The organism is Bacteroidota bacterium, from assembly GCA_016195025.1.
Lineage (GTDB): Bacteria > Bacteroidota > Bacteroidia > Palsa-948 > Palsa-948 > Palsa-948.
This window is the reverse complement of sequence record JACQAL010000058.1, coordinates 1-14611: the sequence shown is the minus strand read 5'-3', so window position 1 is coordinate 14611 and position 14611 is coordinate 1. Positions and strand designations below refer to the sequence as shown.

Here is a 14611-nt window from a genome sequence, read left to right as displayed (position 1 = left end):
ACTTGCCGTTCAACTTTTAAAATTGCCCATGAACGTTTCCTTGCCTCATATTCCCAAACGAACGAAGAAGCCGAGAAAAGACGGCATCTCCATGGTGATGGACAAAGGATTGAGTTTGCGCCAGGCGGAAGACATGATTCATTCTTCCGAAGAATTTATTGACTTTGTAAAACTCGGCTTCGGAACATCCGTCATCACAAAAAATCTTTCTGAGAAAATAAAATTATACAAAGATGCCGGACTCAAAGTTTATTTTGGCGGAACCCTCTTCGAATCATTCATCATTCGCGGATTGTTTGACGAATACTGCGCGTTCCTCGATAAATTCAAACTCGATACAGCCGAGGTATCTGACGGTTCCATTGAACTCAGCCACAATAAAAAATGTGAATACATTTCCAAACTCGCAAAAAATTATACAGTGCTTTCTGAAGTGGGTTCGAAAGAAGAAGGAATCATCATTCACCCGAACCTGTGGATTAGTATGATGAACAAAGAACTGGAAGCCGGTTCATGGAAAGTGATTGCCGAATCGCGTGAAAGCGGAACGGTGGGAATTTACCGCGCAAGCGGACACGCGCACGAAACGCTTGTTCAGAAAATAAAAGCGAAAGTGAAACAAGAAAATATTATCTGGGAAGCGCCCAAAAAATCACAGCAGGTCTGGTGGATAAAACAATTAGGAGCAAATGTGAATCTTGGAAACATTGCTCCGGAAGAAGCATTGCCGCTTGAAACATTGCGCCTTGGTTTGCGCGGAGATACTTTTTTCACTTTTCTTCCGAAAGAATTTTCTAAAGCAATCAAATAATTTTTTATGAAAGAAATCACCTGTACCGAATTAAAAAAAATGAAAGACGCTAAAGAGGACTTCCAGTTAATTGATGTGCGCGAGGACTATGAAAGAGATATTGCGAGCATTGGCGGAGAATTAATTCCCATGGGAGAAGTAATGACTAATCTCGATAAAATTTCTCGCGACAAAAAAGTTGTCTTCTATTGCAGAACCGGAAACCGTTCGGGTGTAATCACACAGGCGCTCGAAGCGCAGGGCTTTACCAATGTTTTCAATCTTAAAGGCGGAATTCATCGGTGGGCGGATGAAATTGATGCCGCCATTACAAAATATTAATTCCGCTTGTTCGAACTTTTCAAACATATTCTTCATCTTGATTTCCAATGGCTGTTTCAACAATACGGAACAGCGGTGTATGTAATTTTGTTTCTTGTAATTTTTATTGAAACAGGTGTAGTGATTTTTCCTTTTCTCCCGGGAGATTCGCTGCTGTTCACTGCCGGATTGTTTGCGCGTTCCGGGTTTATGGATGTGAGTGTGTTGGTTTTGCTTCTGTTTGCTGCCGCCATTCTGGGAGATAATTCCAATTACTGGATTGGGCGAATACTCGGATTGAAAGTAACCCGTTTGAAATTTGGAAATAGAAATTTAGTCAAGCAAAAACATTTGGATAAAACACATTCCTTCTATGAAAAATACGGAGTGAAAACAATTATCCTCGCACGTTTTGTTCCCATTGTGAGAACGTTCGCACCGTTTGTTGCCGGAGTTGCCGAAATGAATTATAAAAAGTTTTTTTCGTTCGATATTCTCGGAGGAGGAATCTGGATTGCAAGTTTGATATTCGCTGGATATTTTCTCGGAGAAATTGAATGGATAAGAAAGAATATTGAATTGGTTGCTATCGGAATTATTTTTATTTCCATTCTTCCTATTGTTTTTGAATTCATCAAGCATTCTAAGAAGTAAAATATTTCTCGCAAAGACGCAAAGCCCGCAGCGAACTTCATGAACATCAAACATCAAACATCAAACATCAAACGGCTGTTTGGATTGATTGGTTATCCTCTCGCCCACTCTTTCTCGCAGAAATATTTTACAGAAAAATTCAAGCGTGAAAATATTTCTGATTGCGAGTTCAGAAACCTCCCGATTGAAAACATAAATGAATTTCCCGAATTGCTCAAACAAAACCCTTCCCTCGCAGGGCTGAGTGTAACCATTCCGCACAAGCAAGGCATACTGAAGTTTCTTCATGAGATAGATGAAGCGGCAAAAAAAGTTGGAGCGGTTAACTGTATAAAAATTTCAAATCATAAATTGAAGGGATACAATACAGATATTGTTGGGTTTGAAAAATCTCTTCAGCCGCTGCTAAAACTGCATCCTAAAAAAGCATTGGTACTTGGAACAGGCGGTGCAGCAAAAGCAGTAAAGTATATTTTAGACATGCTTAAAATTAGTTTTAGGTCAGTGTCAAGAAGTAAAAATCATTTTTCCTATTCGGATATAAACCGAAGTATTATTCAGGAATGTTCATTAATAATCAATACAACTCCCCTTGGAATGTTTCCAAATAGTAATAATTGCCCGGATATTCCCTTTGAGTTTCTTACCCGCAAGCATCTCCTTTACGATTTAATTTATAATCCGGAGGAAACATTATTTCTGAAAAAAGGAAAAGAGAAGGGCTCGCAAATCAAAAACGGATTAGAGATGCTGCATTTGCAGGCGGAAGAAGCATGGAGAATCTGGAACAATTAATGAACTCCGGTATAATTTGCAGGAGAAAGTTTTTTTAATTCATCTTTTACTTTCTTTTCCACTTTCAGTGCGGAAATAAATTTTTCAAAATCTTTTTTAGTAATGGAAGAATTTTTGCGCGTGAGTTCTTTCAGCGCTTCATAAGGATTCGGGTAAGCTTCTCTTCTTAAAATTGTCTGCACGGCTTCTGCAATCACAGCCCAGTTGTCTTCCAAATCTTTTTCAATTGCTTTTTCATTCACAATTAATTTTCCAAAACCTTTCAGGACTGATTTGAATGAAATGACTGTGTGCGCGAACGGCACTCCAATATTTCTCAACACAGTTGAGTCCGTCAAATCCCTTTGCAGGCGCGAAACGGGAAGCTTTGCAGATAAATGTTCGAAGAAAGAATTTGCAACACCAAGATTTCCTTCTGCATTTTCAAAATCAATCGGGTTTACTTTATGCGGCATTGCCGAAGAACCAATTTCATCTTTATTAATTTTCTGTTTGAAATAATTCATCGAAACATACATCCACACATCGCGGCATAAATCAATGAGAATGGTATTTATTCTTTTCATTGCATCCAGTTGCGCGGAAAGATTATCGTAATGTTCAATCTGCGTAGTGTACTGCGAGCGGTGCAAACTCAATTTATCTTTCACAAAATGATTTGCAAAATCCACCCAGTTAATAGTTGAGTATGCTGCGTGATGCGCGTTGAAATTTCCTGTTGCTCCGCCAAACTTTGCAGAGAAAGGAATTTCCTGCAACAATTTTCTTTGCATGGCAAGCCGCTCGACAAACACAAGCATTTCTTTTCCCAAGCGCGTGGGAGAAGCCGGCTGCCCGTGCGTGCGCGCAAGCATGGAAATATCTTTCCATTCCTGGCTCATCCATTTTAAATCGGAAATAATTTTCTCCAGCAACGGAAGATAAACGTGATTCATCGCATCTTTAAAAAGAAGCGGAGTGGCGGTGTTATTTATATCCTGGGAAGTAAGCCCGAAGTGAATGAACTCTTTGTATTCGGAAAACTTCAGCGCGTCAAATTTTTCTTTCAGAAAATATTCAACTGCTTTCACATCGTGATTGGTGATGGCTTCCGTTTGTTTTATTTTCTCCGCATCCTTCTGAGAAAATTCCATATAAATCTTTCTGAGTTTCTCAAAATTCTTTTTTGCAAAACTTTTCAGTTGAGGCAGGGGCAATTCACAAAGCGCAATAAAATATTCCACCTCAACAAACAAACGGTACTTGATTAAAGCGTATTCTGAAAAATAATCTGAAAGCTCTTTTGTTTGCGAATGATAGCGCCCGTCAATCGGTGAAACAGCAAAAAGAGGATTATGGTTTTCGTTCATACCCGAAGTTACAAAAATACTTATCTCCTTCCCTATTTTACAAGATATAGATTTTTCTATTTTTGCAATCCAATGCGGAAGTAGCTCAGTTGGTAGAGCATTACCTTGCCAAGGTAAATGTCGCGGGTTCAAGTCCCGTCTTCCGCTCGAAGAATCCCCCGACACAATCGGGGGATTTTTACTTTTGTACTATGTCTGAAGATTTGGAAAGCATAACCGAAGAAAAAGAATTGTTCGAACATAAAAAATTTGTCGTTGACAAAGGACAAGAACCGCTTCGCGCAGATAAATTTCTTTTCACTCACATTGCCAATTCCACGCGCACGAGAGTTCAATCTGCCATTGAAGCCGGAAATGTTTTGGTGAACGGCAGGCAAATAAAATCGAGTTACAAAGTAAAACCTGCCGATGAAATCAGCATTGTGCTCGCACATCCTCCGAAGGAAATAAATATTCTTCCTGAAAATATTCCGCTTGAAATAATTTATGAAGACGATGATTTGCTTGTCATAAATAAAAAAGCCGGAATGGTGGTTCATCCCGCGCACGGAAATTATTCAGGAACTCTCATTAATGCGTTGTTGTATTATCTCAACCAAATCTCAACGCTAAAAGGAGAAAAGAAAAAAGTGCAATCTCCCCTACTCCCTTCAGGGCAAGGGCAAGATGCTTCGGTTCGTCCCGGATTAGTTCATCGCCTCGACAAAGAAACTTCCGGATTAATAATTGTCGCGAAGAATGAATTATCACTTGCAAAACTTGCAAAGGAAATGTTCGACAGAAAAATTTCAAGAAGATATGTTGCGCTGGTTTGGGGAGAGCCGAAAGAAAAAGAAGGAACCATCAATGTTCACATAGGAAGAAGTTTAAGCGACCGGAAAAAAATGGCGGCATTCCCGGAGGGAAATCACGGCAAGCCCGCAATTACGCTTTATAAAGTTCTGGAAAATTTCAAGTATGTTTCGCTGGTTGAATGTAAATTGGAAACCGGGCGCACGCATCAAATCAGAGTTCACATGAAACACATCGGGCACACAGTTTTTGGAGATGCGGATTATGGAGGAAATAAAATTCTGAAAAGTTCCACTCACGGAAAATATAAAGAGATGGTTGAAAAATGTTTTCGGATTTGTCCGCGGCAGTCGCTTCACGCAAAATATCTTTCGTTCGAACATCCCACTGCAAAAAAGAAAATGGATTTTGAAACTGATTTGCCGGATGATATGAAAACAATAATAAAGTTGTGGAGAGATTACATTAAATCCTGATTCCGATTACAAGCACATCATCTACTTGCCCTCTGTCATTTTTCCATTCAAATAATTCTTTCGATAAAATTTCTTCCTGCTCCTGCATGGATTTCTTCTGAACAGAATTCAGAACGTCTTTAAATTTTTTCGCCATAAATTTTTTCCCATTCTTCCCGCCAAACTGGTCCACATATCCATCGGAGAAAAGATAAAAAGTGGAAGAGCCGTTCAAAGAAATCTGCTGCGAAGAAAATGCTGCGCCTTCCGCTCCAACGGAATTCCTGTCGCCTTTCAGTTCCTGAAATCCTGCTGAAGTAAAATAATACAACGGGCGAATTGCTCCGGAAAACTGAATTTGTTTTTTCTCTTCGTCATAGCAAATAATGGAAACATCCATTCCGTCAAACGATGTTCTGTTCTGAATATCCTGGTTCAATGCCTGCAAAATATTTTTATGAAGTTCACTCAGAATTTTTGCAGTATCAGTAATTTTATTTTCATTCACAATTTTATGAAGCAAATCATTTCCAATCATGCTCATGAATGCGCCCGGAACACCATGCCCGGTGCAATCGCAGGCAGCGGCAATTTTTTTCTTTCCCGCCTCTGCGAAAAAATAAAAATCACCGCTCACAATATCGCGCGGATGATAAAAAACAAATGACTGAGGAAATAATTTCTGCACAAATTCTTTTCCGGGAAGAATTGCCGTCTGAATCCGCTTGGCGTAATTAATGCTGTCGGTAATGTCTTTATTTTTCTGCTCAATGATTTCCTTCTGAAAAGTAATTGCCTTGTTTGATTTTTTCTTCTGCGCATACGCTATGTAAATCACTATCATCAGAATTAAAATCAATCCTCCTCCGAATAAAAATGCATTCCGCTGAATGGTTTTCTGACGGAGTTCTGCTTGCTCTTTTTTCAGTTCTGTTTCTTTTGCTTCCAACTGCTGTTCCTTTTCTTCCGTTTCATAAATGGTTTGCATCCGCGCAATGTTTTTAGAATTATCCTGGTTTAGAATGGAATCTTTCGCATGCAGGTATAAATTCAAATAGCGATATCCGTTCTCAAAATCTTTTTTTGATTCGTAAACTTTATGAAGCCATCCGTATGCTTCCATGATTCTGTTCTTTGCTCCTATTTTTTTTGCCATTTCAATGCTCTGATTCAAATACTCAATTGCCTTCTGATATTTCTTCATCTGAAAATATATTTGTCCAAGGTCGCAATAAATGTTTGTAATGCCATCTTCATTCTTCAGGTCTTTATACATATCCAGCGCACGGGAAATATTTCCAAGTGCCTGTACATAATTTTCCCGGGACGCATTAATCAATCCAATACTTGCGTAACATGTTGCAGCGCCATATAATTCATGAAGAGTTTCAAAAAGCAGGGATGCCTTGCTAAAATAATTTTCCGCTTTATCAAATTCATTTTTGTCTTTGTAAATATTTCCAAGATTGGATAATGTATTTGCCATTCCCGCAGAATCTCCTGTGATTGTATGAATTTCCAATGCGCGATTATAAAATTCAATTGCCTTATCGAAATTATCTAGATTGTAATACACAATGCCGATGTTGCCGAGCACCAAACCGGTTTTGTCTTTATACTTAGGATTTTTTTCGAGAAGCCGGAGCGCCTGCAAATAATTATCGAGCGCCTTTTCATAGGCGCCTTCATAAAGACAAACATTTCCCATTCCATTGTAAGAGCCCGCAGATTTTTCTTCCATTCCTGCTTCTGAAAAAAGTTTTATGGCTTTGCGAAAATGAAACAGTGCGCTGTCATTTTTATTTTCCTGCAGGAAAACTGTGGCAAGCGTATGGTGCGCCCGAGCAATGATTTTTTTCTCTTTTGATTTTACTGCTGACAATAATCCTTCATTTGCAAAATACTGGGCTTTGTCAATGTCTGAATAAAGTGCAGCCCACGCGAGTTTATCCAAAACATTAAACCTCGAAGAATCAGTTTTTGCATTTGAAAGAGCGGCTTTAAGCGAATCGCCATTTTCGGCAAAAGCAGTTAAACAAAAAAACACTATTGCAATAAGTGAATAAAATATCCGTTGCATAATTTGATGTAAAAGTAAAAATTCCTAACTTTGTTGAAGATAATTCTAAAAATGTTTTCGCGCATTAACATAGAGAATGAATTAATCAAAGAGAAGAAAAAATATTCTCCTCTAGATGAAGCGTATTCTATTTTTAACGCGGAGATTAAAAAAGAAAAAGAAATTTATGATAGGATTTTTAATCCCGAATCTTCCCTATCAACTATTTCTATCTCCTCTGAGAATATTTTTACTTCTGACCAAATAAAAAATGTAGCCATCACTTACCGCCTTCGTTTTCTTGATTCAAAACTTTTTAAGGGCGAAATTCCCTATGAAGCAATTCTTCACGTAAAAGAACTTGAGAAAAAATATCAGGTAAAGTTTTCGGAGTTTAAAATTCTTGCGCCCGCTTCTCTTTTCAAATTGGAAGACAGGAACAAAGACCCGCTGTTATTTGCCAAAGTAGGAGAAAATAAATTTTTATTCATTTATAAATGGGGAAATGATTTGAATGCATTCAGGAAAATAGTTGCATTCCCTCTTCGGACAATAAAAAATTTCATTCTTACTTTTCTTACGCTCTCTATCTTTATTACAATTTTAATTCCGGTTGATTATCCTTCCCGCCTGTTTATTTTTCTTCTCTCAAATATTTTTTTCTCCTCTACGTTCGCTCACATCGGCTACATACGGCTGAATCAAAACTTCAGCGAGTTTGAGTGGGACAGCAAATTCATTAGTTAAATTTCACACAAATATTTTCCCGGGGTTCATTATTCCGTTCGGGTCAAAAAGTTTTTTGATTTCCTTCTGAAGTGAAATTGCTTTTGGATGACAAGCAATGTTCATATAATTTTTCTGCACCCAGCCGATTCCATGCTCGCCCGATAAAGTTCCTTTGAGCGAAACGCAGAGTTGAAAAATTTCGGGAATGGCTCTGTTGGGAATTTCATTGTTCCATTTTTCATCGCTGAGATTTTCGCGAATAATATTCACGTGCAGGTTTCCATCGCCCGCATGTCCGTAACAAACCGATTTGAATCCATACTTCTCCCCTATTCCTTTCACGCCTTTCAAAAGTTTCGGGAGTTCAGCGCGGGGCACCACCGTATCTTCTTCCTTATATATAGAATGCGATTTCACCGCTTCGCCAATGCTTCTGCGCATACGCCAGAGATTTTGCTTTTGCTCTTCAGTATCTGCAAAAAGAATTTCATCACATTCAAATTGTGAAAGTACTTCGGAAATTTTTTCAACATCCTTCATTATTACTTCCAAATCATTTCCGTCCACCTCAATTAATAAATGTGCCTGAATTTCATTTTTAATTTTCATAGTTATTCCGCTCACATATTTCATTGCCCAATCAATCGCATCACGCTCCATAAATTCCATAGCGGAGGGAATAATTCCCGCGCGAAAAACTGCCGACACTGCTTCACATGCTTTCTCGGCTGAGAAAAACGGAACAAGCATCACCACATTTTTTTTCGGATACGGAAGAAGTTTGAAAACAATTTTCGTAATTATTCCAAGCGTTCCTTCGCTGCCCACCACGAGTTGAGTAAGATTATATCCGGTAGAATTTTTCAGAACGTTTGCGCCCGTCCGGATAATTTCTCCGGTGGGCACAACCATTTCAAGATTCAAAACATAATCTTTCGTTACGCCATACTTCACCGCGCGCGGACCACCCGCGCACTCGGCAAGGTTCCCACCTAGAAAACAACTTCCCCTGCTCGATGGGTCGGGAGGATAGAACAAACCTTTTTCAATTACTGCTTCCTGAAAAATTTGTGTGATGACTCCCGGCTCAACAGTTGCCTGCAGATTCCGTTCGTCAATCTCAATAATAGTATTTAATCGCTCCGTGGAAAGAATTACTCCGCCAAAAACCGGAAGCGCGCCTCCGCTCAATCCTGTTCCCGCTCCACGGGGAGTAACAGGAATTAATTCTTTATTGCAGATTTTTAATATCGCAGAAATCTGTTCTGCGGAATTTGGTTTCAGAACAACTTCAGGAAGAAATTTCAAATCTTCTGTTTCATCGGAGGAATATTTATCGAGCGAATCTTTATCATATAAAACAAATTCACCTCCACATATATTTTTGAACAAATCAATGTGAGTTGGCGTTATTTTATTGAAGTTCATTTAACAAATGTAGTTTAAAATTTATTTTTCATACATTTGAAACATGAAAGTGTTCTTATCGATATGTTTTCTTGCTATCTTTTATATTTCTTTTTATTCTTGTTCAAAGGATATAGCAACGGTATCTCAATCTCATACAACTAAAATTGATACTATTTTTCCTAAAAGTTATTTCCCCACTTATCCGGGTTCCTGGTGGACTTACAGCAATGGCGCTACAATGAAAACAGATAAATATGTTGACCTGAGGTATAATAAGAATGATTATAGAACTACTCCGGAATATGAAGAATATGTTCTCCCGCGATTATTAGCCAAATCAATTTTCTATGATACTGTATATGTGAAAGGTTATTCTCTTTCAACTTGCGGAGGAACGTGTGGAAGTTATTTTGTACCTATATTATGCGATCCTAATGGAGATTGCGGAGAGGGACACTGGGATTATTTTTCAGGACATCAATGGTCGCTTGCTATTTGGAAAACCGATACTTCTGTTGTAATTAATCCAACGATATATAGCCATACATTAATAACACTTCAATACGATGCTGGTTATTTTGGAATCGGGATGAATAACGCAGAACAATATTGGATGACTCGAGAATATTACACGAAAGATATTGGACTTATTAAACGTGAAGAAAGAAATACCCCCTTTGACACAGTTATTACTACTAAATTCACTTTGGTAAGTTATCACATCAATAAATAATTTTGTGAGGAAGTTTTTTTTTATTTGTTTTTCTATTTTTCTTTCTTCCTGCCTCGCTCCGCTTCGCAGTTTTGAAAAAAGCAAAGCTCCCTCTGCGCCAGATTATTCACAAGAAAAATATTGGGCGGCACTTCCCACGAAAAAAGACAGCGCTGACGCAATTCCCTACGGAACAAATCTGAAAGACGAACAGGCAAATGCAAAAGCAGATGTGTTTTTTATTTATCCGACAATTTATCTGACAGGAAAACACTGGAACGCAGATGTGAATAATAAAAAACTAAATCGCAGAATAGACAAGAGCACCATTCGCCATCAGGCGAGTGTGTTCAACGCAAGTTGCAAAATATATGCACCGCGTTACCGGCAGGCAGTCCTTTGGGCGTATGCCATGCGCGAAGGAAGCGGAGGCAAGGCGCTTGATTTTGCCTATGAAGATGTGAAGAAAGCATTTGAATATTATTTGAAAAATTATAATAACGGACGACCCATCATCCTTGCTTCGCATAGCCAGGGAAGCGGCCACGCAGAACGTTTGCTTCACGATTATTTTGAAAAGGACTCTGCACTCCGGAAAAAATTAGTTGCCGCGTATGCGATTGGCTATGGAATAAAAAAGAATTCTTACTCAACTATTCCCGCCTCTGATTCCGCTTCGCAAACGAGCTGCATCATTTGCTGGAATTCTACCTGCTGGAATGTGCCGGCCGATAAATATTTTGGAAAAAATCTTGAGTGCGAAAACCCGTTAACGTGGAAACACGATACATGCTGCGCGAATGTATCGCTGAATCTCGGAAGCGTGCCCTATGGCTTCACCGGAATTGATAAAGGAATTGCCGATGCAAAAGTTTCTCCCGATGGATTGTTGTGGGTGCATAAGAAAAATAAAAAAGGTTATCCGGGAAAAAGGCGCTATCATATTCTCGACTATAATCTTTTCTGGATGAACATCCGCGAGAATGCCAAACTGAGAGTGGAAACATATCTGCGCCACGGATAGTTGCTTTTTTATTTTTTTATAGTACATTTGCTTATAAATTCACACCAATGAAAAAATTACTTTTCCTTTCGCTCTTCACTGTTGCATCTGTCGGATGCACATTTGCGCAACAGGCAACCGCTGCTTCCAAAGGCAATGCGCAATTCACAAAAGCAGAATTGCTGGCGTTTCCCAATCTTCAATCGCTGCTGGGCGCCATAGATAAAAAGGATTATTCAAAATATTTAATCCGGAATTTTGCGCTCACGACCACGGCAACAAATGCCGATAATGCCACCTCTGCAATTTCTGAAACAGGACCCGGGGGAAAATGGAGCGAAAAGCAAAAAGAAGAAATTAATAAATACGCAACCAAAGGCGCGGTGTTTACGCTCGAAAAAATTCTCATGCTCGAGCCAAACGGAAAAGGCGTAACGCAGGTTGCTCAGCCCGATGTTTCCTTCTCCATTAAGGAATAATTTTCTTCTTCTCTTTTTCTTCTTTCGTATATTCGTAGAAACCTGCGTGCAGCAGGTTCATTATCCGCACCCATGAATATTTACTCCCGTAAACAGCGATGGAAATTTTTTTTGCTCCTGGGCGCCATGCTCATTGTCATGGTTTCGCTCTGGTACACCCACCTGCTGGTAAAAAAAATTGCGAACGATGAGCGGAACAAAGTGCGCCTGTGGGCGGAAGCCATTCAGCGAAAAGCCAATCTTGTAAAATACACCAATGAGCTTTTTCATAAAATAGAAAACGAAGAGCGGCAGAAAATTAAACTCTGGGCGGAAGCCAACCGCCAACTCGGGCGGGAGTTGAGCGATTACACTTTTGTGCTGGAAGTTATCAAGAACAACCAAACCATTCCCGTAATTATTTCCGACAATAAAAAAAATGTGCTTCTTTCAAAAAACCTTGACTCCACGCTGCTCAAAGACACGATGTACCTGCGCGGGCAAATTGACACGATGAATTTTCAGCACACGCCCATTGAAATAGAATATTTACCAGGCAAAAAAAATTATCTCTACTACCGCGATTCGCATTTATTCACTGAACTCAAATCGGTGTTTGACGGATTAATCAAATCATTTATTTCGGAAGTGGCGGTAAACACCGCATCGGTGCCGGTGATTTATACCGATTCAACCCGGACAACTATCCTCGCTTTCGGAAACATGGATTCCCTTAAAATGCGCGACTCTGCGTTTACGGAAAAAACAATTTCAGAAATGGCGAAGGAAAATCCTCCCATTGAAGTGGATTTGGGTGACGGGCAGAAAAATTTTATCTTCTACAAAGAATCTTTTTTACTCACGCAACTACGCTATTATCCGTACTTCCAGTTCGGCATCATCGGAATTTTTCTTCTCATCTCCTACATTCTTTTCAGCACTGCGCGAAGGGCGGAGCAGGACCAGGTGTGGCTCGGCATGGCAAAAGAAACTGCACATCAGTTGGGTACTCCGCTTTCGTCCATTATTGCATGGCTGGAATATTTAAAAATGAAAGGAGTGGATGAAAAAATGCTCGAAGAAGCAAGGCAGGATGTGAAGCGCCTCGAAACAATTACTGAACGGTTTTCAAAAATCGGTTCTATTCCCGTTTTGGAAAAGACAGACATTCTTGAAGTAGTGAAAAAATCAGTTGAGTATATGAAAACGCGCACGTCAAAAAGCGTTGACTTTTCTGTTCAGGCAATGGCGGCTCATTCCATTTATGTCAAACTGAATGTTCCGCTGTTCGAATGGGTGATTGAAAATCTTTGCCGCAATTCTGTGGATGCCATGAACGGAAACGGCTCCATTACCATTGAAGTTACCGACCAACTCCAATATATTTACATAGACGTTTCCGATACGGGAAAAGGAATTTCGCGCACCAAATTCAAAACCATTTTTCAACCGGGCTTTACCACCAAGCAGCGCGGATGGGGATTGGGGCTTTCCCTGGTGAAAAGAATTGTGGAGAACTATCACGGAGGAAAAATTTTTGTGAAGCGTTCGGAAATTGGCAAAGGAACAACCATACGAATTGTTCTGAATAAATAATGTCCGGCATTTACATTCATATTCCCTATTGCCGCCAGGCGTGCAACTATTGCGATTTTCATTTTTCCACCTCGCTGAAAAAGAAGCGCGAGTTTATTGACGCACTCAAAAAAGAAATTGAACTGCAAAAAAATTATTTTGGCAATTCCTCCGAAACAGAAAAAACACAACTTGAAACAATTTATTTCGGAGGAGGCACTCCTTCCCTTCTTTCAAAAGAAGAACTGCTTGAACTATTCTCCGAATTCTCCAGGCATTTTTTAATAGATAAAAATTCTGAAATCACGCTGGAAGCAAACCCCGATGATTTGACAAAAGAAAAACTGAAAGAACTCGCGCAAACGCCTGTCAACCGGCTGAGCATTGGCATACAAAGTTTTTCCGATGAAGATTTAAAATTCATGAACCGGATTCATACTGCAGCGCAAGCAACCGCTTCTGTAAAAAATGCGCAGCACGAAGGATTCACCAACATTTCAATTGATTTGATATATGGAACACAAACGTTAACGGATAAACAATGGAAAAAAAATATTGCGCAGGCGTTTGAACTGGATGTTCCGCATATTTCCTGCTACTCACTTACCGTAGAGCCGCGCACCGCGCTGGATATTTATATCCGCAAAGGAAAAATTAAAAAGGTTAAACCGGAACAAAGCGCAAAGCAATTTGAAATTCTCATGAATGAAATGAAGAAAAAAAAATTCGTCCATTACGAAATTTCCAATTTCTGCAAAGAAGGATTTTACTCGAAGCATAACAGCAATTACTGGCGGGGAGAAACTTATCTTGGGTTGGGGCCTTCGGCACATTCCTACAATGGCGCTTCGAGGCAATGGAATAAAAGCAGCAACGCAGTTTATATTAATTCACTGAAAAGAAATAATATTCCCTATCAGATAGAAATTTTATCGCATGAGCAAAAATACAACGAGTATGTTATGACTTCGCTGCGCACCCGGTGGGGAACCGATTTGAATTACATCGAACAAAATTTCGGAATGAAGTTCATTGCGCATATAAATAAGGAAGCGAAGAAATACGTATCTGAAAAAATGCTTACCAAAGAAAGCCATTTTCTTTTCCTTACGCAAAAAGGAAAACTTTTTGCAGATAAAATTGCGGGCGATTTATTCAGTTAACGTGAGTTCGGGAACAAAAAAGACAGGCATTTTTTATTTTCATAGGACTTACGCAGTTTCGCCACTAAAACACTAAAGCACCAAATCCCACTAAACTTTGGTGTGTATTTTTTTGTGCTTTTGTGCTTTTGTGGCATTGCTTTTTGTTTTTGCGTAAGTCCTGTTTCATTCTATTCCCCGACCTTAAGATCGGGGCTATTAGACTTCTTTCATAATTCATTTCAGAAAAGAAAAAACAACTTGCCACTAAAACACAAAGTCACCAAGATTCACCAAGAACAGCCCTGTATTTTTTGTGTGTATTTCTTCGTGCCTTTGTGCCTTTGTGGCAAAAAATTGAATTATG

The 14611-nt window shown here is 39.3% G+C and carries 14 protein-coding genes and 1 tRNA gene; 12 read left to right on the top strand and 3 right to left on the bottom strand.

What is annotated here, in order from left to right:
- The first annotated feature begins 28 nt into the window (after positions 1-28).
- From HY063_11655 to aroE, 4 genes are read left to right on the top strand one after another with little or no spacing between them, the layout of a single operon-like run.
- Positions 29-811: a phosphosulfolactate synthase gene (locus HY063_11655; protein ID MBI3502436.1), complete on the top strand. Its 783-nt coding sequence runs from the start codon at positions 29-31 to the stop codon at positions 809-811.
- A 6-nt stretch (positions 812-817) separates the two neighbouring features.
- Positions 818-1132: a rhodanese-like domain-containing protein gene (locus HY063_11650; GenBank protein ID MBI3502435.1), complete on the top strand. Its 315-nt coding sequence runs from the start codon at positions 818-820 to the stop codon at positions 1130-1132.
- A 6-nt stretch (positions 1133-1138) separates the two neighbouring features.
- Positions 1139-1765, top strand: coding sequence for a VTT domain-containing protein (locus tag HY063_11645; protein MBI3502434.1), 627 nt, complete (start codon positions 1139-1141; stop codon positions 1763-1765).
- 39 nt (positions 1766-1804) lie between these two features.
- Positions 1805-2560 (top strand): shikimate dehydrogenase, encoded by a 756-nt coding sequence (aroE, locus tag HY063_11640; GenBank protein MBI3502433.1) that lies wholly within the window; start codon positions 1805-1807, stop codon positions 2558-2560.
- Here the strand turns inward: aroE and purB are convergent.
- The gene (gene purB, locus HY063_11635; protein ID MBI3502432.1) at positions 2557-3909 is read right to left on the bottom strand and encodes an adenylosuccinate lyase; all 1353 of its coding nucleotides are present in this window, start codon (positions 3907-3909) and stop codon (positions 2557-2559) included. The genes aroE and purB overlap by 4 nt on opposite strands.
- A gap of 74 nt (positions 3910-3983) precedes the next feature.
- Between purB and HY063_11630 the strand changes: the two genes are divergently transcribed.
- Positions 3984-4056: transfer RNA gene (locus HY063_11630), tRNA-Gly, on the top strand.
- Between the two features lie 44 nt (positions 4057-4100).
- Positions 4101-5177, top strand: a complete 1077-nt coding sequence (locus HY063_11625) for an RluA family pseudouridine synthase (protein ID MBI3502431.1) — start codon at positions 4101-4103, stop codon at positions 5175-5177.
- Here the strand turns inward: HY063_11625 and HY063_11620 are convergent.
- Positions 5167-7236, bottom strand: a complete 2070-nt coding sequence (locus HY063_11620) for a tetratricopeptide repeat protein (protein ID MBI3502430.1) — start codon at positions 7234-7236, stop codon at positions 5167-5169. The two genes, HY063_11625 and HY063_11620, sit on opposite strands and share 11 nt — an antisense overlap.
- A gap of 51 nt (positions 7237-7287) precedes the next feature.
- On the opposite strand from HY063_11620, the gene HY063_11615 reads away from it, so the two are divergent.
- Positions 7288-7962, top strand: a complete 675-nt coding sequence (locus HY063_11615) for a hypothetical protein (GenBank protein MBI3502429.1) — start codon at positions 7288-7290, stop codon at positions 7960-7962.
- Between the two features lie 3 nt (positions 7963-7965).
- Here HY063_11615 and HY063_11610 read toward each other — a convergent pair whose 3' ends face one another.
- Entirely contained in the window at positions 7966-9372 is a 1407-nt protein-coding gene (locus HY063_11610) for an FAD-binding protein (GenBank protein ID MBI3502428.1), read from the bottom strand.
- A gap of 43 nt (positions 9373-9415) precedes the next feature.
- Between HY063_11610 and HY063_11605 the strand changes: the two genes are divergently transcribed.
- From HY063_11605 to hemW, 5 genes are all read left to right on the top strand, one after another.
- Positions 9416-10087, top strand: a complete 672-nt coding sequence (locus HY063_11605; protein ID MBI3502427.1) for a hypothetical protein — start codon at positions 9416-9418, stop codon at positions 10085-10087.
- Between the two features lie 4 nt (positions 10088-10091).
- Positions 10092-11090 carry a DUF3089 domain-containing protein gene (locus tag HY063_11600; protein MBI3502426.1) on the top strand — a complete coding sequence of 333 codons (999 nt, stop codon included), beginning with the start codon at positions 10092-10094 and terminating at the stop codon, positions 11088-11090.
- Positions 11091-11137: 47 nt separating this feature from the next.
- On the top strand, positions 11138-11548 hold the full coding sequence (locus tag HY063_11595) for a hypothetical protein (protein MBI3502425.1): 411 nt from the start codon (positions 11138-11140) through the stop codon (positions 11546-11548).
- A 72-nt stretch (positions 11549-11620) separates the two neighbouring features.
- The gene (locus HY063_11590; GenBank protein ID MBI3502424.1) at positions 11621-13123 is read left to right on the top strand and encodes a HAMP domain-containing histidine kinase; all 1503 of its coding nucleotides are present in this window, start codon (positions 11621-11623) and stop codon (positions 13121-13123) included.
- Positions 13123-14265 carry a radical SAM family heme chaperone HemW gene (gene hemW, locus HY063_11585; protein MBI3502423.1) on the top strand — a complete coding sequence of 381 codons (1143 nt, stop codon included), beginning with the start codon at positions 13123-13125 and terminating at the stop codon, positions 14263-14265. The genes HY063_11590 and hemW overlap by 1 nt, the downstream gene beginning before the upstream one ends.
- Positions 14266-14611: the final 346 nt, after the last annotated feature.